This is a genomic window from Gammaproteobacteria bacterium (assembly GCA_013214945.1).
In the GTDB taxonomy this organism is placed as follows: domain Bacteria; phylum Pseudomonadota; class Gammaproteobacteria; order Enterobacterales; family Psychrobiaceae; genus Psychrobium.
Genome location: JABSRT010000024.1, coordinates 73307 through 91850 on the forward strand (window position 1 = coordinate 73307; position 18544 = coordinate 91850).

The window sequence follows — 18544 nt, forward strand, 5'->3', positions numbered from 1 at the left end:
TTAATGAAGTCTCATGTCGCTCTGTTTATCTCTGATTAATAAATTCATTTGGTCATTGGCATAAATAGTTGAGTATTTTTCTAATAATTCAATGACCCAGTCGTCATAGCCTGGTTGTTGCATCAACGCTTCTATTTGGGGTAATAAGTGAAGATATTGCGACGACTTAGACATTGAAATATAGAGTTTACCTTTGATGGCTGGTGGCTCTAAAATAGTAATCTTTGTCTGGTAAGATCACTAGTAAACTAGAGTAAGATCAATGAATAACAATAATTAATGCAATTATTTACTTTAAAATCAACAGTATAAATAAGCTGGTGTTTATTATTGATATATTCTAATCACTTAGTACTTTTAGCTTAAGTTTTAAATGTTATATTGTTGTTTGATTATTGACCGACTGGTGTTTTTTATTTATGATGCGCTTCGTTTATCGAGCCAGAGCATCGTTATAAAGCTCATTGATAAATAATATTGTAAATCGCAAAACACTTGAAAGAGTGTGACGCAAAGTCACCGGTCTACGGGAATTTTCCTACGATAGCGGGACTGCCAATATTAGTCTTATTTTGGTGGCAAGGCTGTTATAGCCACCACAAATCTAGCACTAGGTAGGCATTCTTAGCATAGGTTTTCTGTAGATTTCACACCCCGTGGAGTCAAAAATGAAGTACTTAAAATTTGCTTGTAACAACCAGTCAAATAACGCAACAGCTATTAGCCGGATCAGTGCAGTTTCCCTCGCGATTATTAGCACGATTACCGCCACTAGCGCTCTTGCAGGCAACAGTGCTCTAGCGGGAAATAATGAAATAGCATCTTCGGTTATAAACTTAAACAAGTTCGTTGAAACTAAGTTACACCAAGCAGCTTGGGCCAAAGGTCGAATTTTAGTACAGACTAAAGCGGGTGTTGCTAGCAGTCAATTTGAAGACTCTTTTGGGCGACATGGCATCAAGAGTGCGCGTGCACTACGTAAGCAACTGTCGAATTTTCGCGGTGCGCTTATTACGCCTGGCGTGCAGTTGGTTAGCGTGTCAGAAGACAATGAACTAGCAGCGCTAGAGTCGTTGCGTAACGATCCTAATATTGCATTCGCAGAGCTCGATCGCCTCGTTCCTATCGCACAATATGATGCCAATGATACTTATTTTAGCGCTGGCTGGCATTTACCTAAAATGAAAGTGACCCAAACATGGGAGCTTAGCAAAGGCAATAATGTTGTGGTTGCGGTGCTCGATACTGGGGTTGATAGTACTCATCCAGATCTCAGTGGCAATGTGCTACCGGGCTGGAACACCGTAAGCGAAACGACCGAATCAACTGATGTTTTTGGTCATGGTACCAAAGTGGCAGGCGTTATCGCGGCGTTAAGCGATAATGATCTTGGCGTGACATCGATTGCATGGAATGCTTCAATATTACCGGTTCGGATAACTAATCAGTCAAACGGTTATGCATATTATAGTGATATTGCCGCTGGCATTATTTGGGCTGCCGATAATGGCGCTGACATTGCGAATGTCAGTTATGGCGTCACCAGCAGTTATACCGTAACTAATGCCGCAAATTATATGCGCAGTAAAGGCGGATTGGTTGTGGTGTCTGCAGGTAATGGCGGCAGTGATTTAAACTGTCAAGATAATCCTAGCATGATCACGGTTAGTGCGACCGATAAAAATGATGTCAAGACGAGCTGGTCAGACTATGGTTTGTGTGTTGATGTTGCAGCGCCAGGCGCAGGCATTTGGACCACTAAAAATGGCGGCGGTTATGGTAGCGCCAGTGGCACCTCCTTTTCAGCACCTGCTACCGCAGCGGTGCTAGCGCTAATTAAGGCCGCTAACCCTAATTTAAATATTGATGAAATAGAAAATATTCTAAAATCTAGCGCAGATCGCAGTATGTTTGACCAAGAATTTAGCATCAAATACGGTTACGGCCGAGTCGATGCTTATGCAGCCACCAACATGGCAATTGAGGTGCCTGAAATTGACCAAGAAGCACCGACGGTAGCGATAACCTCACCGAAAGAGCATAGCGTACAAAATGGGGTGTTTATTATTAACGCCAGTGCCCAAGATAATAATGCGGTGGCCTATGTCGAATTATTTGCCAATGGCCAATCGGTAGGAGTTGATCAACAGGCACCTTATGAGTTTAGTATTGACAGTACATTGTACGACAATGGTGAAATTACACTACAAGCCGACGCATTCGACAGTGCAAATAATCAAGCTAGTTCATCAGAACATCAACTAGTTATCGACAACCAAACCACAGTCGAAGATACCACTGCACCGAAGTTACGCTTAAGAAAGCCGGTTGATGGCAGCACCGTGAAAGGTCGTCAACGTATTGTGGCTAAAGCAAAAGATGACGTTGAGCTGGCGAGAGTTGAAATTTTTATTAATGGCGAGTCAGTGGCCAAAACGAGTACAAAAAACCGTTTAGCTTATCGATGGAAAACCGGAAAAATTAACCCTGGTTTATACACCATAACGGCTACAGCGATTGATATGGCGGGCAATAAAACAACCAAGACCAGTACAGTAACCGTCGTTGCACGTTAGTCGCAATAACGAATATAGTATAGGAATAAAGTGGGAGCCAACGCTTAGACGTTGGCTTTCTTTTGTATGCGTTTTATTACCGCGACAGAATTTTAAAGCTAGCTTACGGTATTAATGGAGCGTTAAAGAACATTGAACATTGAAGATTGAATATTCAATCTTCTTATTTTGCGTGTGCCGTCTTGTGCCAATCTTGTTACGCTAGCTTGAAGTTCCATCTTGAAATGATGAACTTACGGTACAGATCAAGGTTGAGTTGATTTATTTTATCTTTTGAACCATTTTTGTCGTATATTAATTGTACGCGCTCCAAGGGCTATCGTGAGAATGATACTTCGAATAATCCTATTAATTTCTTCTCTCATTTACTGCACTATTCTTAGTGCACAAGCACCTAGTACTCAAGCGTATAGCACTAAAACGCTTAGCGCGAAAACGTCGAGTACACAAACTCTATTGCTAAATAGCCCACTGATCAAGAGTCACCCGACTGCCAGAGTTAAAATTGGCTTGGCGATACTTACCGATGCTTTTAATGCATTAGGGTTTAAAGTTGAGTTTCGCTACCGACCTGACAAACGTTCAATTACAGAGGCCAGCAAGGGTTTTGCAGATGGTGATTTTGCACGTATAGCAACGATTGTTGAGTTGTACCCTAATCTCGTTGTCGTGCCAGAGACCTTAGGTGAAACCAGGATTGTCGCTTTCTCTTTAGGCAACGATATTGACTTATCCCACTATCAAATAGTTCAACATCAATACCGTATTGGCTATTTGTCCGGCTGGGCCAACGCTTCTGGTTTATTAAAAGACTACCCTAATAAAGTACCGGTAGCTGAATACAATGTATTATTTAAATTCTTATTGCATAAAAGAGTGGATCTTGTGCTTTATAATAAAGGGGCAGGTGAGAAAATATTACGAAATATGCAAGTCTACGACTATCAAATATCCGCATCGCTATTGTCTAATGCGACCTTTTTGGTCCTTAATAAAAAACACGCTGCATTAACACAACAGCTAGCAGTCGAAATAAAGCGGGCTAAAGCTAAGTATGCCCAGCTAAATAAAAAATAATAAGCAGTAAGTCTAGCTACTCAAAAGCAACTAAAAAAACGTTGTTAGTGTAATGCCAGCTGTCGTAACACTATATCAAAAGCTGGCTCAACGTTATGCTGAATTTATGTAGTTTCAAGTATTAACATGACAACAAGTTAGGTCTTATACCTCTACGCACAGTGGTTGATGTTAAATTTTGAGCGTTTTAACTAATAAGTCATGAAGATAATCAACCGCTTTTGAGCCCTTAGATTTTTTGCTTCGATAAACGGCTACTTCCATCGGTTCTAGTGGTCCTAGCCCATGTTCTTTGCCCAGTATTTTTAGGTGAGGTGGAACACTGCACTGGGCCAATACCGCTATGGCCAATCCGCTTTCAACCGCGGCTATTTGGCCGGCCAAACTGGAACTGTTATATACCACCTTATATCGACGCCCCTGAATAGCGAGCGAGTCAATCGCACTTTTCTTCGCAAGGCTAGTGCTTTCATACACGGCGATAGGCAGAGGATCTCTCTTCCATACTTCAAACTGTGAGGTGCCAACCCAGACCATCGGCTCATGAAAAACTAATGTTCCCCGATTGGCGTTATCTCGCGATACTAAGGCTAAATCTAACGCATTACTTTCAATACTTGGGATCAGAAAAGTCGATTGTTCACAATAAAATTCTATTTCAACCCCACTAAATTTAGGAGCGAAGTTTCTCAATACGGGCGTCATATACTTGGCGGCATAAGTATCGGGAACACCTAACTTAAGCTGGCCTACTAATTCTTGGCCATGAAACGCCGCTTGGGCTTCTGAGTGTAAGTCGAGTATTCGTCTGGCATAGCCTAAAAATTTTTGTCCCTCAGATGTCAATTCACTGTGCCGGCTTCCTCTGACCAGCAACTGACACCCGGCAGCACTTTCTAGTTTTTTTAATTGCATGCTTACGGCAGATTGTGAACGATGAACAGACATTGTTGCGTTCGACAAAGAGCCTGCATCAACAATGGCAACGAAGCACTTTAGCCAATCAATTTGAAAGTCTTGAGAACTCATCTATTTGTTTTTCGAATGGATCGGTTCTGAATTATGCACTTTTCGATACTCCAATTCTAGTTCATTATATGAATAGGATTTGATAATGAGAGTTATGGTTAATAAAATGCAAACAAAAGAGTTGAAAATTGAATTTCATACAGTAAAAGCGGGATTTGTCAGTTTAGTTCCTATTTCGCTTTTTGTACTGGTATTTGGTGCGGCATTTGGTTTAGCGGCTTCACAAGAAGGGCTAAATCAAACATCCGCGGTATTGATGAGCACGATAGTATTTGCCGGGGCTGCTCAGTTTGGGGTGTTAGAGCTTTGGGGCACTCAAGTGCCTGTTGTGCCATTAGTGCTTACCGTGTTTGCAATCAATGCAAGACACTTACTTATCGGAGCAACGCTTTATCCATATATTCAGCATCTTAAGCCTGCATCACGTTATGGCGTTATGTTAGTTGCCTCTGATGCCAATTGGGCGATATCGATGCGTGCTTTTACTCTCAATAATTCATCAAAAGGAGTTGGTTTGCTTTTAGGTGGCGGCATTGCACTTTGGCTATTTTGGGTTATCGGCACCTGGATTGGATTCTATTTTGGACATACGATCAATAATCCGTCGGTTTATGGCGTAGATATGGTGATGGCATGTTTTTTATTAACCATGGTGTTGCAAGGTGAACGAGAGAATAAGACCTATTTGATCTGGCTCGGAGCGGCTGTTTCGTCGATTTTGGCCTATTTATATTTGCCCGAAAATACTCATATTATGGTCGGGGCGTTAACTGGTGGCGTAATAGGTGTATTACTTGGAGATAAAAAATAATGACGATTGATACCGCTGGTTTTGGAACGCTGTATATCATCCTTATAATGGCAGTAGTGACTTTATTTACCCGTTGGGGTGGGATATTTTTGATGTCGTATATCCCAATTAATTCGCGCGTTCAACAGTTTATCACTGCAATGTCGGGTTCTGTGCTTATCGCAATCATCGTGCCAATGTTCATTCGCGGAGACATGGGAGCAAAAGTAGCCTTATTAGTGACACTAGCTGGCACGTTAATCATAAAAAAACCGTTAGTTGCTATCGCAGCGGGTATTTTTATGGCAGCGTTGATTAGAAACATCCAGTGACAATAATCTTGCGATCGGCAGTGACAGCTTGCTTGAACGCAATGAAACAACAGGTTTATGAGCGGATGATAAAACCTGTTGTTACTTTATCCGAGCATGTAAGTAACGGGTTAAGCACCACTCTAAAATCGCACTAAAAAATTATTTCAGTAACGACCTCCGTTTTAACTGAGTTAGCAAGAAAACATTGGTCATGCGCTTGATGATGCATTTTTTCAAGTTGAGTTGGTGTTGGACATTTCTCGCCTGAGAATTTTACGTGCGGGCGCAGAGTGACCTTAGTCATACTGATTTTTCCATCACTATTTTTAGCCATAATGCCAATCGCGAGATCTTGATAGTTATCAACGATCAAATTTCGTTTAGCCGCGATCTCTAAAAAGAACAGCATATGACAGCTAGAAAGCGCGGCAATAAAAGCTTCTTCAGGATCTACGTTTTCCGCAACAGAATATGGCGCGGCAACTATATGCGGCGAAGGAGAAGCAGCTACCGTTGCGCCGCCATCAAAACGCCATTGGTGCGCTCGGCTATATTTACTATCGGTAAACACTTCTTGGCTTGCTCTTTGCCATAATATTTCAGCGGTATACTCAGACATGCTGGTTCCTTTGTTCGGTCAAGATAAGTCATAAATAAGGGCGTATTATTGCTTGCTAAATGAGTTAATTGAAAGCGATAATATTTCAATCTAACTTGAGGCTGACTCACATCATTATGAGTAATAATATTTCATTTTCAGCGATCCATACATTTACCGTCGTCGCTAAAGAGCTAAGTTTTACCCGTGCCGCAGAAGTGCTTCATATCAGCCCTAGTGCAGTCAGCCATCAAATGAAGCTGTTAGAAAATCAAATGGGCGTCACGCTGTTTCACCGCCGCTCAAAAGGCGTTCGTTTGTCGTTGGCCGGTGAAGCATTGCAACGTCATGCCAGCTCTGGTGTGAGAGATATTCAACACGGGATAGTACAAAGCCAATTTGCGAGCCAAAAAGAGCAGCTGGTCATTGCCGTGATCCCTTCATTATGCCAACTTTGGTTAATGCCGCGTTTAGTCGATTTTTGTGAAAAATTCCCGCAAATAGAACTCGAACTGGTAGCGATAGATCAATTAGCTGACTTTTCGAGCGGTCAATACGATGGCCACATTCATTTTGGTGCTGGTGATTATAAAGGTTGTGAAGCCAAATTTTTACGCAATGAAAAAGTCTATCCGGTTTGTCACCCTGATCTTGTTAGTGAAACTGGCGACGCTAGGGTCGAAATGTTGATAAAAGACCATAAGTTGTTACTTTACAAAGCAGGCATTGAAGACGAGCCCGGTGGTATTTCTTGGAGCGATTGGTTACGGACCTTTAGCATTGAGAAACCGGCACAATTGAGTCAAATGTGGTTTAGTCAGGTAGCAATGGCGCTATTGGCGGCCAAACTTAAGCAAGGAATAGCATTGGGCTGGCACCAAATGGTGGTTGATGATATAGCCAGTGGTAAGTTATGTCGATTGACCGAAAGTGAAATTAGCACGGCATACAATTATTACCTAGTTGCGCCGAATCGCTCTTGGAAAAACAGCGCATTTAATCATTTCTCTGGCTGGCTAGAACAGCAAATGTCTTTAAGTTAAATAGCCGTTAAGGCTTATTGCTGACTCAAGGCATTATGTTTGCATTGTGCAACATTTGCGATGTAAATCGCATTATGCTTCTCATAATGGCTTTGTGTCACTCATTGCTAACTGCGCAGCAATAACGTTGAACTGTTAATTGAAGTAGCTTTACAGATGAACATCAGCAGCTCTTCATCTCACAATCTCAGTACCCTACGAAATAATGCTCATTTATATAATTAATCTCAACTCAGATCATTAGATTTTAAACATATTATTAAGAATTTATTGATAAAAGTCAGCGGTAGTAACTGGTAAATTTGTCCAATCTATTTTTATAAATTGAAATTTATACTTGGCTTAAAAATTGCCATTTACCTTAAGTCCTACTTAATTTTTAAGTAGATTTTAAATATTTTGTAAAATAGGTGAAATATAATGAAACGACTTTTTTTTATAATCGCCAGTGGTATGTTATTACTACTGAGCTCAAATCTCCGTGCTGGAATCATACAATTTGATGGTGCTGGTAGTGGTAACTTGGCAACAACAGGCTATATAGAAGCAGGTTACCGTCTCACTTCAGCTGTTGCATACCCAGTGGGTATTTCACTAGCTAATGGTGGCCTAAGGTTCGCAAGTGGCTCAAGTTCTGGTGTTGGTTATTCATCTGTGACTCTTTCTAAAGTAGATGGAGGTTTGTTTGATTTCAATTCATATGATTTAATCGAAATATTCAATAGGTATACGACAGGATACAAGTCTGCTGGCACGGCTCATCTGGACGTTGAATCAAACCTAGGAGGCTTTATATCGTATACTCAACATGGCGAAATTATGAGTGCTGGCGGGCCTGGATTTCAAAGTTTAGATGATAATTCAATAGATAATGCTTCGTTGTGGAACAGTATAAGCTCAGCCATTTTTACTGCTTATGATCCTCAAGGTCATAGTGGAACATATAGATATAATTCACCGGCTTATACCATCGATAATCTGGTTTTATCCGATGCTAGTGCAATTTCCTCTTTTTCTTTAATGGCGTCACCCTCTTTGATTGCCGTTTCTGAGCCAGTAACCCTAGCACTTATGGGGCTAGGACTATTCGGTTTAGGTATTTCCGGGCAAAGCTCAGTACGGAGTAGGGAAAGTAAGAAATAGATATATTACCGGCCTGGCAGTGCACCCGCCTTGCCAACGATTAACGTCTTAATATAATCAAAGGCTAACCAATTTAAAGTTAGCCATTTTAAGCGCGCTCAAAAGGACTGCTGGTTATATTGCCGCAAGATAAATGTTCTCATAACCAATGCTCAAGGCGATATAAATCAGTAGCACCGACATTAATAGATTGAACAATTTAAAGTAAACTGGGTTTTCAAGCCGTTTACCCATAAATACGCCAGCGAGTGAATAACTTGCTGGTGCCCCAAAGGCCAGCGTGGCTAATAGCACAGACCATAAAACGATTGCTGCGCCAGTTATTCCGGCAGCGGGAAATTGAATAGTAGCGATAGGCAATGTTGCAACAAGCGCTTTGGGATTAAGTAGTTGCATAAATAAACCATCCCAAAAAGAGAGCACGTTCGCAGGAACACTCTCATCAGTAATATCAACATCAGCTTTGCAAACTTTCCAAGCGATATAGAGGATATAACTGCATCCGGCGAAGCTTATATAAGGCAATATTTTTAGATTAATAAAAGTCAGTCCAACAAAGCCAAGAAAAATAAATAGAATCAGCATGGCGAATGCCACACCAGTAAAAAATCCGATATGTTGACGGGCCTTAGCATTAATTCCACTGTGCAAGCCAAGGATATTGACAGGGCCGGGTGTGTACATGATGCCAATGGCATATGCAAAAATTTCTAACATGATAACTCCAAACTAAAATGAATTTACTGGGGGCAAATTACTGGAAACGCTGTATTTGATATTGCTTAGGTGTCATACCAAACACTGCTTTAAAGCGGCGGTTAAGGTGACTGCTATCGGCGAATCCAGACGCCGCAGCAGCTTGGCTTGAGGGCAATCCGGCTTCTAATGATTTTCTGGCGTGGTTTATACGACAATTTAAAACGAATTGATGCGGCGTAATACCAAACTGTTCGCTAAAGAGTCTAATAAAGTGAAACTTTGATATATTGGCCGCCTCGGCAATGTCATCAATCGAGATATCTAATACGCAATTTTCGAAAATGAAATCCTTGGCGCGTTGCAACAGCTTATCTTTCCTTTTGTGAGTCGACACCATATCGACAGTGCCGTTGTGCCTAACCAATGACTGAGCTATTTGAAATAGACCTGCCTCAAATTCAATTTTCGAGTGGCCCGGCTGCTGTATAAGCTGCGACATCGATACAATGTTATGGCGTAAAATGGGATCGTCTAGCAGGCTATCTTCTATTCTTAAAATAGAGTGGTTACAATAGCTTATTGAGTTAAATAGTGGTTTTAATATACTCGGGTGAATATAAAGCATAATGTATTCAAGCTGCTGATTGACACCCGAACGACCGTCATGAACATCTTCTGGGTTAAACACAAGCACGCCGCCAGCGGGACTTTTATGCAAGGAATTGCGGCAACAAAAATCCTGTCGACCTTTTAAGGTAACACCCAAAGAATACTCTTCATGCATGTGTTTACTGTAAGAAAAATCGCTCATTACAGAGCTGAGCAAGGTCACTGTGTTTGAATGCACACTACTGGTAAATTGAAAGTTATTCGCTTGGGTCACTGGCTGTCCTATGAGTTATATCGCTCAACTGGGTTTTAATTTGTTGATAATATAGGTTATGGCCTGGTAAAAATCTTGAACAAAATTGCTGTATTTTACACTTATGCTTAAAACATAAACGCAGGTGACTTTTAATAATCAACGTATTATCTCATAGTCTGTTTCTTGGTCAAAACAATGCAATTTATCGGTTAAATTTAAATAGTTAGCCGCTTATTAATATTGTTATATTGCGCTTTGGGCAAAACTTGTTATTATCGCAGAATATAGTCGGGGGGCCATTTAGGCTGAGATTGATTTTCGAGACCCGTTGAACCTGATTCAGTTAACACTGACGTAGGGAACTATAAGTCTTGCGTTGATGATCCGTCTTGTGTCGTAAAATCTCCAGCTCGCTAAAGTTCCTGTGCGCCAGCATTAGGAGCTTTTATGTTACACACTGCTGCAACCACCACCGTTCAAACTTCATCTACCCCTATCGTATTAACGATCGCCGGATCCGACAGCGGTGGCGGGGCAGGTATTCAAGCCGATATTAAAGCGATGTCCGCCACGGGCAGTTATGCTTGTTCAGTTATCACCGCAATTACCGCGCAAAATACCCTCGGTGTTACGGCCATTTTCCCTATTCCGCTTGAACATGTATCGCACCAGCTCGATGCTGTTTTTAGTGATTTGAATGTCGTTGCCGTTAAAGTTGGCATGTTGGCCGACAGCGACATTATTAAAATTGTCGCGGCAAAAATTAAACAGTATCGCCCGCCATTTTTAGTGGTTGATCCGGTGATGATCGCAACCAGTGGCGATTTATTACTGCAACAGTCGGCGATTAATACCCTTAAAACGCAATTGCTGCCACTAGCCGATATTATCACGCCAAATTTACCAGAAGCTGCCGCGCTTATTGGCGGCGCGGTGCCAAGTAACGAAGACGATATGGCGAACATGATCGGCGAACTTCGTCAATTGGGGGCCAAAGCGGTGCTGCTTAAAGGCGGTCATTTAGAGCAAGATCAAAACAGTAATGACCTGCTGATATTCGCTGACTCGGTAGAGCGCCTAACGGCCAAACGCGTTAATACGCGCAATACTCATGGCACGGGCTGCACGCTTTCTTCGGCTATCGCCTCTTATTTGGCCCAAGGCCACCCATTATTGCCAGCAGTTCAATTGGCTAAAAAGTACATTACCCAAGCGATTAGCCATGCCGATGAGTTAGATATTGGCCAAGGGCATGGCCCGGTTAATCATTTCTTTAACGGCCATGCCGATGTCTGTTAGTCATTTGGCTAAATTGGCACCAACCAACACTGCCCCAGTCAATACGGCATCAGTCAATACGGCATCAGTCAATGCGGCATCAGTCAATGCGGTCACGATCAAAATTTCGAATGGCTATCTACGTTATTACGATGAGGCACAGCCGACCATTGCTGGGCTTAACATGGAGATTGCGGCAGGTCAGTGGACCTGTATTTTGGGTCGCAGTGGTTGTGGCAAAAGCACCTTACTGCGCTATCTTGCAAATTTACTTGAAAACAAAGTGCAGTGGACGGGTGAAATTACCAGCCAACCTCCATGTGACATAAAAGATCAGGTTGCCTATATGGCGCAGCAAGATCTGTTGATGCCTTGGTTATCGGTGATAGATAACGTGATGTTAAGTACAAAGTTTGGCGCTGCGCCAGACCAAACCGATAACCCACAAATGATGATCGACAAGGCGCACTCGTTATTGCAAAAGGTTGGACTAGCGGACAAATCTAAGCACATGCCGGCGCAATTATCAGGAGGCATGCGTCAGCGTGTCGCGCTGGTTAGAACGCTGATGCAAGACAAACCCATTGTATTAATGGATGAGCCATTCTCAGCATTAGACGCGGTCGCTCGTTATCGGTTACAAAATTTGGCTTATCAATTACTGCAAGACAAAACCGTGGTATTGATAACTCACGATCCTCAAGAAGCTATTCGTTTAGCCAATCAACTGTACATCTTGCAAGGCCAACCTGCACAGGCTCACGCTTTGGCGGTGCCAATCTCGGCAGCGCCACGTAAGTTTGATGCGCAGTGCGCCCAACTGCAGCAAACAATTATGGAACGTTTGGAGCAAGATCATGAGTAACTTACGTCAATTGACCACCATATCGCAGCCACTTATTCGCATGTTGGTTAGTGCATTGGTGATTATTGGCTTGTGGCAAGCTGTTGTCGTTATCTTTGAAATGCCGTCATTCATTTTACCCAGTCCGTTTGATGTGATTGACCGATTGGTGCACCGACATCAAGTGTTGTTAAAACACAGCTGGGTCACCGCGCAAGAAATTGTACTTGGCTTGCTGCTAGGACTGTCGATGGGGCTGTTATTCGCGTTGCAAATGCTGATGTTCAAACCGATTAAACGTTGGTTGCTGCCCATTTTAATCGCCAGTCAGGCGGTTCCGGTGTTCGCGATTGCCCCAGTACTAATGTTGTGGCTGGGTTACGGCATTGGCTCAAAAATTGTGATGGCTGCTTTGATCATCTTTTTTCCGGTCACTACATGCTGCTACGACGGTTTACGCAATACCCCAGTCGGTTATCTCGATTTGGCAAAAACGATGGGCGCTACAAAATGGCAAATGCTGCGTCATATTCAATTGCCCGCGGCTTTACCCACCTTAGCGTCGGGCATTCGGGTCGCGGTGGTTATTGCGCCAATTGGTGCGGTGGCAGGGGAGTGGGTCGGTTCTAGTGCCGGTTTAGGTTATTTAATGTTGCAGGCTAATGCCCGCATGATGATCGACGAAATGTTTGCCGCGCTCTTTATCTTATCTAGTTTGTCGGTTGCGCTGTATTTTTTAACCGATAAATTGCTTAAAAAATTGATCCCTTGGCAAAATTAATTACCAGGGCATCATAATTCTCAATCGAAAACGCAAATACATAAACACACTCACAATAATGGAAATACAAAAGGAAGTTTTAATGAATAAGAAGATTAGTTTTAGTGCCTTAGCACTTGTTGCAACCATGCTGTCTGGTACAGCTGGGGCCGAAACGAAAACCCTGACCTTAATGCTCGATTGGTTCGTTAATCCAAACCACGGCCCAATCGTTATCGCGCAACAGCGTGGTTATTTTAAAGATCAAGGGCTTAAAGTGGTGATTCAAGAGCCTGCCGACCCAAGCATGCCGCCAAAATTGGTTGCAGCCAACAAAGTTGATTTGGCGATATCATATCAGCCTAATTTAACCATTGATGTCGCGGCAGGTTTGCCCCTAATCCGCTCAGCAACGTTAATCGCAACGCCGTTAAATACCTTGATGGTATTGGACAATAAAAAGATCAACAATTTGTCTGATCTAAAAGGTAAAAAAATCGGTATCGCTATTGCTGGTAACGAAGAAGCGACAATTGGCACCATGCTCAAAACCGGTGGTGTTAACTACGACGAAGTTGAAATTATTAATGTTGGTTGGGCGCTTTCATCGTCGTTAGCTTCAGGTAAGGTCGATGCAATTTGGGGCGGCTTACGTAATTTCGAAACCAACCAATTAGCCCTTGAAGGCTTTAAAGCCAAAGCCTTTTTCCCAGAAGAACATGGGGTCCCAGCTTATGACGAACTAATCTTTGTCGCTAACGCTAATACCTATGATAAAGCTGCGCTTATCGGGTTTAACAAAGCCATCGAGCAAGCCACCATTTATATTGTGAATCATCCGCAAGAATCATGGCATCAGTTTGTGGAGTACGCTCCAGACACGTTAAACAACGAGCTGAACAAACGCGCGTGGAACGATACCTTAACGCGCTTTGCACTGCGTCCATCAGCGGTAGATTTGAAACGTTACGATCAGTATGCCCAATTTATGTATGCGCAAAATATCATTAAAACACTGCCCAAAGCTCAGGACTATGTGCTGGCGATTCAATAAGCCGTTTTACTTTTACTGAACCCTGATGCCAGCGGCATCAGGAAGTCAGCCTAAATAGCGATGGGTTTACGGCGACTTGCGGCTGTCATGGCAACATTTTAGTGCCACATAGTACATTTTAGTACAACTGAGCCAAGGGTATTAACGAACAAAATTAAGCGAGTAGTTATATGAAGCATCAAGATTTAATTAACGCATGCCGCGACGATTGGGCAGCATACACTCAGCATGAGTTTGTGCAGCAATTGGCCCAAGGCACTTTAGCGCAGCCAAGTTACTTGCATTACCTTAAACAAGATTTTTTGTTTCTAAAGCAATACGCCCGTGCTTATGCGCTGGCAATTTACAAAGCACGGACCTTAGCGGATATGCGTAAAGCACTGCCCAGTGTCCATGCATTGCTCGATAGCGAAATAGCGCACCACGTAAATTATTGCGGTAACTGGGGCCTAACCGAAGCAGATCTTGAAGCTGAAGACGAAGACTTTGGTACCGTCGCTTATACCCGTTATGTGTTAGACGCGGGCATGCAAGGCGATCTTGTCGATTTGTACGCAGCCTTAGCGCCTTGTTCTATTGGTTATGCTGAGATTGGTCGTAACCTGATGGCCGACTCATCGACCAATCGCCAAGATAACCCTTTTGACAGCTGGATTGCGCTTTATGGTGGCGACGAATTTCAGCAGGGCGTTGCTTTAGGCACAGCGCATATCGACCAATTACTCGCTGATATTGACATTAATAGTCAACGCGGCCGTGAGCTGGTTAAAGTATTTAGAACCGCGACCAGAATGGAAATTGCCTTTTGGCAGCAGGGGCTTGATGTCCTTGGTAATAAGTAACAGGTCAAGGATTAAGGAATAACAATGGATCAGAATATAAAAACGATTATTGCTGCTTTTGATGCGTTACGCGAGCAAAAGCCGCTGGTGGTTAACATCACCAACTATGTCGTGATGAACAACACAGCTAATGCGTTGCTTGCTATTGGCGCGTCACCAATTATGGCGCATTCACGTCAAGAAATGGCTGAAATGATGACGTTTGCTGGTGCTTTGGTGATCAACATTGGCACCTTAGATAGTCAATGGATCCCGCGAATGACATTTGCGGTAGAACAGGCCAATATCAATAACAAGCTGGTGGTACTTGATCCCGTTGGCTGTGGTGCCAGTAAATTACGTACCCAAACGTCGCGTGACATTGCGCAAGCCGCCAACAAGTTGATTATTCGTGGTAATGCTTCCGAGATTATTGCGATGGCGGGTGAGCAGGGCAATAGCAAAGGCGTTGATGCGCTCGACAGCAGTGAGGCTGCGGTTGGTGCGGCGCGCCACTTGATTGAAACCTATCAATGTAGCGTGGTTATTTCTGGAGCCACTGATTATATCATCACCGCCGAGCGATTAATTAAGCTCAATAATGGCCATGCCATGATGCCTTTTGTTACGGGCATGGGCTGTTCGCTTAGCGCACTTACTGGCGCATTTGCCGCAGTGGGTGAAGAAACGGGATTAGCCGCAACGGCTATCTTGGGTGTAGCGGGTGAGATCGCGGCAGAGCAATCAAAGGGCCCCGGCAGTTTGCAGCTTAACTTGCTGGACGCTTTGTATCAGTTAGATCAAGTCACCTTAATAAAACGTCTAAAAATTTCGTGATATTTTTAAGTGAACCTGTTGGTGCAGCCTTGCTGGTTGCACCAACATTTTGGAGTCAACCTTGAAAGCAGCAGTTAATACCAGTCTCAATACAAATAGCAAGATCCAGCTCAACCTCAAGCCCAATGCAAATCCATACTGTTTATACCTAGTCACGGATGATCAGCAAGATCTTGCGACATTAATAACGGTCGTTCAACAAGCGGTTGCCGGTGGTGTCACCATGGTGCAAGTGCGAGAAAAGCAGGGTGATATTCGCTCTTTCATCAACAGAGCGCAGGCCGTAAAAGAAGTATTAGCTGGTACTGGCGTGCCTTTGATTATTAATGACCGAGTCGACGTAGCATTGGCGGTTAATGCCGACGGTGTACATTTGGGGCAATCGGATATGCCTGCAACAACTGCACGTCGGTTGCTTGGTCAAAACAAATTACTTGGCCTGTCGGTTGAAAACGAGCAGCAGTTACTTGAAGCACAGTCGCTACCGGTCGACTATTTAGGTTTGAGTGCCATTTTTGCGACCCCAACCAAAACCAATATCAAACACCAGTGGGGCATTGCCGGGCTTGCTAAAGCTGTGGAGCAAAGCGCATTACCGCTTGTCGCTATCGGCGGAATTAATGGCTCGAACATTAACGAAATTGCCCTGACCGGCGTTGATGGCATCGCGTTAGTCTCAGCGATTTGTCATGCTGAATCACCAAAACTTGCAGCTAGAAACTTTTACTCGCTGATTAACACACCAGTTGCCAAGCTTTAACTGGAATCAGGCTAATTAGAGTGGGGCTAAGTTAATAGGGCATAGCTTGAATAGGGCATTGCTTGAATTGGAACAGCTCCCTGTTCGCGTTTTAACGGTTCAATGAAAGCCGCGACTAATACCTTGTTAGCTGATGGGTATAGTTAATAATGGTAGCGGCAGAATATAACTGTAATATGACTAGCACTCTCTTGCTTATGTAAAAGTTTAGTTGAAGCAGCTAACTAGGCATTATTCGAAGTGTTATTAGACACCTATACCTGAATTCGGATATAGGTGCTCTGCGAGCTAGATCGGATAATTTTTCGCTGGATTAACTTGTTATATATTAATGTACTGTAACACTTGAGAATAAATTCATGACAACAACACCGATTAAAATTAATGCCATACCAACTAATGTGCCTAAATCTAACTTTTGCCCATACACAACCCAAGCAATTCCCGTAACCATAACAATACCAAGTCCTGCCCAAATAGCATAAGCAACACCAACAGGAATTGTTTTTAAAGCCATAGATAAAAAATAAAAAGAAATTAAATACCCCACAACAACTACTATTGAAGGTGTTAATTTTGAAAACCCATCACTTGCTTTTAATGCAGAAGTTGCAATTACCTCACCTGAAATTGCCACAGCCAAAAATATCCAACTTCTCATTACCAACCTCTAAATATACAAAATAATTGTAAATTATAAGGTTTGATAATAAAAATAACAGTCTAGTATTTCAAATATATTTGTGAGCAACTATGCATTGGTTTTTCGAATTATCCTAATTCAACATGCAAAAAATAAAGATGGGAAACAAATGAATAAATACTTTATATTCCATGGGGAATGTATTGTTGGTGCGTTACTGATCAATGACTTATCACTAATAAACGGGCCGCGCAATAAATTCTGAATTTTTTAGTAAGTGGTGCACTTAGAACATGAGTTCGGAAATACTGCAATTGGCGTACTTGCATGTTGAATTCGGAGGACATTTCTGGTGTAAGGCGCTTGTTTACTTAGGTCCCAGTCTATCAACTATACTATTTAATTCATAAATAGTCTGGAGATATAAAATGCCAAAATATGTGATTGAAAGAGAACTTGAAGGTGCAGGTCAATTGTCAAGTAACGATTTAAAAGGTATTTCCCAAAAGTCTTGCGATGTTCTTGAAGAACTAGGTACCAAAATTCAATGGGTTGAAAGCTATGTTACTGATAACAAAATTTATTGTGTTTACATCGCTTCAGATGAAACATTGATAAGAAAGCACGCTGAAAAAGGCGAATTCCCTATCAATTCAATAAGTGAAGTTAGAGCAATTATAGACCCAACTACTTCAGAGTAAACGTAAACTAATCGGGTAGCCGGAGGCCTCTAACCTCCAGCTCCCAGACCATCCTGCATGCGGGGCACTTAGAACATGAATTCTGGAGGCTTAACAATCGTGACGGTTAATCACTACTATCTTGATTTATGTCATGTGTGGTAATTGTTTACTGCAATTAACTTGTTTGTATTATTGTTCGAATGTTAAACTTAAAGCGATGAATGAGAATTATTTTTAATCATACAGCGTCAGTTACAGAGCCCTATGCATAAAAAGGATTTAGATGAACAAGCACCTTCCATTTACAATAATTTATTCATGTAACAACTCAATTACGATATCACATGAAATACTGAATATCTCAGTAGAGGTAGGGAAAAGAGTTATTATTCCTGATGACTTCAAGAAAGATAAAATCATCATCGCTGTATGCGAAGGTGAGGTTAATGTGTTGAATACTCTTGGGGAACGCATTTGTACAGATAACGATGTTGCCTAATTAACCTTTTAAACAAAATAACAAAATATTAGACCCGCATTACTTTTAGACGGCTATTTACTTTTTGTACTACGCTAGAGTCCTACCAAACGAGAGTGGGAGTAGCACTATGGCTAGAGCGAGAGGAAGTCTCATCGATTTATCGGCGACACCGTATTATCACGTGGTTTCACGGTGTGTTCGGCGTGCATATTTATGTGGCGAAGACAAATACTCGGGTAAAAATTACAA

At 42.4% G+C, this 18544-nt stretch carries 21 protein-coding genes and 2 riboswitches; of the genes, 15 read left to right on the top strand and 6 right to left on the bottom strand.

From position 1 onward, the window contains the following. Nucleotides 1-174 carry a hypothetical protein gene (locus HRU23_16835; GenBank protein ID NRA55806.1) on the bottom strand — a complete coding sequence of 58 codons (174 nt, stop codon included), beginning with the start codon at nucleotides 172-174 and terminating at the stop codon, nucleotides 1-3. Between the two features lie 301 nt (nucleotides 175-475). After that, nucleotides 476-560: riboswitch (cyclic di-GMP riboswitch) on the top strand. A gap of 108 nt (nucleotides 561-668) precedes the next feature. Here HRU23_16835 and HRU23_16840 point away from each other — a divergent pair. Both HRU23_16840 and HRU23_16845 read left to right on the top strand, forming a co-directional pair. Continuing rightward, nucleotides 669-2576, top strand: coding sequence for a S8 family serine peptidase (locus tag HRU23_16840; protein NRA55807.1), 1908 nt, complete (start codon nucleotides 669-671; stop codon nucleotides 2574-2576). A 327-nt stretch (nucleotides 2577-2903) separates the two neighbouring features. Then, nucleotides 2904-3653: a hypothetical protein gene (locus HRU23_16845; protein ID NRA55808.1), complete on the top strand. Its 750-nt coding sequence runs from the start codon at nucleotides 2904-2906 to the stop codon at nucleotides 3651-3653. 171 nt (nucleotides 3654-3824) lie between these two features. Here HRU23_16845 and HRU23_16850 read toward each other — a convergent pair whose 3' ends face one another. Beyond that, nucleotides 3825-4682, bottom strand: a complete 858-nt coding sequence (locus HRU23_16850; GenBank protein NRA55809.1) for a LysR family transcriptional regulator — start codon at nucleotides 4680-4682, stop codon at nucleotides 3825-3827. 106 nt (nucleotides 4683-4788) lie between these two features. Here HRU23_16850 and HRU23_16855 point away from each other — a divergent pair, with 106 nt between their 5' ends. Then, nucleotides 4789-5493, top strand: coding sequence for an AzlC family ABC transporter permease (locus HRU23_16855; GenBank protein ID NRA55810.1), 705 nt, complete (start codon nucleotides 4789-4791; stop codon nucleotides 5491-5493). Beyond that, the gene (locus tag HRU23_16860; protein NRA55811.1) at nucleotides 5493-5804 is read left to right on the top strand and encodes an AzlD domain-containing protein; all 312 of its coding nucleotides are present in this window, start codon (nucleotides 5493-5495) and stop codon (nucleotides 5802-5804) included. Before HRU23_16855 ends, HRU23_16860 begins: the two co-directional genes overlap by 1 nt. 133 nt (nucleotides 5805-5937) lie before the next feature. On the opposite strand, the gene HRU23_16865 is transcribed toward HRU23_16860, so the two are convergent. Further along, a complete protein-coding gene (locus tag HRU23_16865; GenBank protein NRA55812.1) occupies nucleotides 5938-6405 on the bottom strand; it encodes an OsmC family protein in 468 nt (155 codons plus the stop codon). 116 nt (nucleotides 6406-6521) lie between these two features. Here HRU23_16865 and HRU23_16870 point away from each other — a divergent pair, with 116 nt between their 5' ends. Both HRU23_16870 and HRU23_16875 read left to right on the top strand, forming a co-directional pair. Beyond that, nucleotides 6522-7427, top strand: coding sequence for a LysR family transcriptional regulator (locus tag HRU23_16870; GenBank protein ID NRA55813.1), 906 nt, complete (start codon nucleotides 6522-6524; stop codon nucleotides 7425-7427). Nucleotides 7428-7847: 420 nt separating this feature from the next. Beyond that, nucleotides 7848-8570: a hypothetical protein gene (locus HRU23_16875; GenBank protein NRA55814.1), complete on the top strand. Its 723-nt coding sequence runs from the start codon at nucleotides 7848-7850 to the stop codon at nucleotides 8568-8570. 114 nt (nucleotides 8571-8684) lie between these two features. On the opposite strand, the gene HRU23_16880 is transcribed toward HRU23_16875, so the two are convergent. Beyond that, on the bottom strand, nucleotides 8685-9287 hold the full coding sequence (locus HRU23_16880) for a LysE family transporter (protein ID NRA55815.1): 603 nt from the start codon (nucleotides 9285-9287) through the stop codon (nucleotides 8685-8687). A 37-nt stretch (nucleotides 9288-9324) separates the two neighbouring features. After that, nucleotides 9325-10152, bottom strand: coding sequence for an AraC family transcriptional regulator (locus HRU23_16885; GenBank protein NRA55816.1), 828 nt, complete (start codon nucleotides 10150-10152; stop codon nucleotides 9325-9327). 261 nt (nucleotides 10153-10413) lie between these two features. Beyond that, a riboswitch (TPP riboswitch) is annotated at nucleotides 10414-10512 on the top strand. Between the two features lie 69 nt (nucleotides 10513-10581). Here HRU23_16885 and thiD point away from each other — a divergent pair. From thiD to thiE, 7 genes are all read left to right on the top strand, one after another. Next, a complete protein-coding gene (thiD, locus tag HRU23_16890) occupies nucleotides 10582-11433 on the top strand; it encodes a bifunctional hydroxymethylpyrimidine kinase/phosphomethylpyrimidine kinase (GenBank protein ID NRA55817.1) in 852 nt (283 codons plus the stop codon). Next, a complete protein-coding gene (locus tag HRU23_16895; protein ID NRA55818.1) occupies nucleotides 11423-12277 on the top strand; it encodes an ABC transporter ATP-binding protein in 855 nt (284 codons plus the stop codon). The genes thiD and HRU23_16895 overlap by 11 nt, the downstream gene beginning before the upstream one ends. Next, nucleotides 12270-13037, top strand: a complete 768-nt coding sequence (locus HRU23_16900) for an ABC transporter permease (protein NRA55819.1) — start codon at nucleotides 12270-12272, stop codon at nucleotides 13035-13037. Before HRU23_16895 ends, HRU23_16900 begins: the two co-directional genes overlap by 8 nt. Before the next feature lie 82 nt (nucleotides 13038-13119). Then, the gene (locus HRU23_16905; protein ID NRA55820.1) at nucleotides 13120-14070 is read left to right on the top strand and encodes an ABC transporter substrate-binding protein; all 951 of its coding nucleotides are present in this window, start codon (nucleotides 13120-13122) and stop codon (nucleotides 14068-14070) included. Nucleotides 14071-14240: 170 nt separating this feature from the next. Continuing rightward, nucleotides 14241-14912 carry a thiaminase II gene (gene tenA, locus HRU23_16910; protein ID NRA55821.1) on the top strand — a complete coding sequence of 224 codons (672 nt, stop codon included), beginning with the start codon at nucleotides 14241-14243 and terminating at the stop codon, nucleotides 14910-14912. Nucleotides 14913-14936: 24 nt separating this feature from the next. After that, a complete protein-coding gene (thiM, locus tag HRU23_16915; protein NRA55822.1) occupies nucleotides 14937-15728 on the top strand; it encodes a hydroxyethylthiazole kinase in 792 nt (263 codons plus the stop codon). A gap of 103 nt (nucleotides 15729-15831) precedes the next feature. Further along, nucleotides 15832-16488, top strand: coding sequence for a thiamine phosphate synthase (thiE, locus tag HRU23_16920; protein NRA55823.1), 657 nt, complete (start codon nucleotides 15832-15834; stop codon nucleotides 16486-16488). A gap of 328 nt (nucleotides 16489-16816) precedes the next feature. On the opposite strand, the gene HRU23_16925 is transcribed toward thiE, so the two are convergent. Further along, on the bottom strand, nucleotides 16817-17149 hold the full coding sequence (locus HRU23_16925; GenBank protein ID NRA55824.1) for a multidrug efflux SMR transporter: 333 nt from the start codon (nucleotides 17147-17149) through the stop codon (nucleotides 16817-16819). Between the two features lie 410 nt (nucleotides 17150-17559). Here HRU23_16925 and HRU23_16930 point away from each other — a divergent pair, with 410 nt between their 5' ends. Then, the gene (locus HRU23_16930; GenBank protein ID NRA55825.1) at nucleotides 17560-17832 is read left to right on the top strand and encodes a DUF4242 domain-containing protein; all 273 of its coding nucleotides are present in this window, start codon (nucleotides 17560-17562) and stop codon (nucleotides 17830-17832) included. Between the two features lie 265 nt (nucleotides 17833-18097). Then, the gene (locus HRU23_16935; GenBank protein NRA55826.1) at nucleotides 18098-18313 is read left to right on the top strand and encodes a TIGR02922 family protein; all 216 of its coding nucleotides are present in this window, start codon (nucleotides 18098-18100) and stop codon (nucleotides 18311-18313) included. Nucleotides 18314-18544 lie beyond the last annotated feature (231 nt).

Coding starts and splice junctions, on each gene's coding strand:
- HRU23_16865 (NRA55812.1), bottom strand. CDS start 6,405: ATGTCTGAGTATACCGCTGAAATATTATGGCAAAGAGCAAGCCAAGAA.
- HRU23_16880 (NRA55815.1), bottom strand. CDS start 9,287: ATGTTAGAAATTTTTGCATATGCCATTGGCATCATGTACACACCCGGC.
- HRU23_16900 (NRA55819.1), top strand. CDS start 12,270: ATGAGTAACTTACGTCAATTGACCACCATATCGCAGCCACTTATTCGC.
- HRU23_16925 (NRA55824.1), bottom strand. CDS start 17,149: ATGAGAAGTTGGATATTTTTGGCTGTGGCAATTTCAGGTGAGGTAATT.
- HRU23_16845 (NRA55808.1), top strand. CDS start 2,904: ATGATACTTCGAATAATCCTATTAATTTCTTCTCTCATTTACTGCACT.
- HRU23_16875 (NRA55814.1), top strand. CDS start 7,848: ATGAAACGACTTTTTTTTATAATCGCCAGTGGTATGTTATTACTACTG.
- HRU23_16930 (NRA55825.1), top strand. CDS start 17,560: ATGCCAAAATATGTGATTGAAAGAGAACTTGAAGGTGCAGGTCAATTG.
- HRU23_16855 (NRA55810.1), top strand. CDS start 4,789: ATGCAAACAAAAGAGTTGAAAATTGAATTTCATACAGTAAAAGCGGGA.
- HRU23_16835 (NRA55806.1), bottom strand. CDS start 174: ATGTCTAAGTCGTCGCAATATCTTCACTTATTACCCCAAATAGAAGCG.
- HRU23_16870 (NRA55813.1), top strand. CDS start 6,522: ATGAGTAATAATATTTCATTTTCAGCGATCCATACATTTACCGTCGTC.
- thiD (NRA55817.1), top strand. CDS start 10,582: ATGTTACACACTGCTGCAACCACCACCGTTCAAACTTCATCTACCCCT.
- HRU23_16860 (NRA55811.1), top strand. CDS start 5,493: ATGACGATTGATACCGCTGGTTTTGGAACGCTGTATATCATCCTTATA.
- tenA (NRA55821.1), top strand. CDS start 14,241: ATGAAGCATCAAGATTTAATTAACGCATGCCGCGACGATTGGGCAGCA.
- HRU23_16840 (NRA55807.1), top strand. CDS start 669: ATGAAGTACTTAAAATTTGCTTGTAACAACCAGTCAAATAACGCAACA.
- HRU23_16895 (NRA55818.1), top strand. CDS start 11,423: ATGTCTGTTAGTCATTTGGCTAAATTGGCACCAACCAACACTGCCCCA.
- thiM (NRA55822.1), top strand. CDS start 14,937: ATGGATCAGAATATAAAAACGATTATTGCTGCTTTTGATGCGTTACGC.
- HRU23_16850 (NRA55809.1), bottom strand. CDS start 4,682: ATGAGTTCTCAAGACTTTCAAATTGATTGGCTAAAGTGCTTCGTTGCC.
- HRU23_16935 (NRA55826.1), top strand. CDS start 18,098: ATGAACAAGCACCTTCCATTTACAATAATTTATTCATGTAACAACTCA.
- HRU23_16905 (NRA55820.1), top strand. CDS start 13,120: ATGAATAAGAAGATTAGTTTTAGTGCCTTAGCACTTGTTGCAACCATG.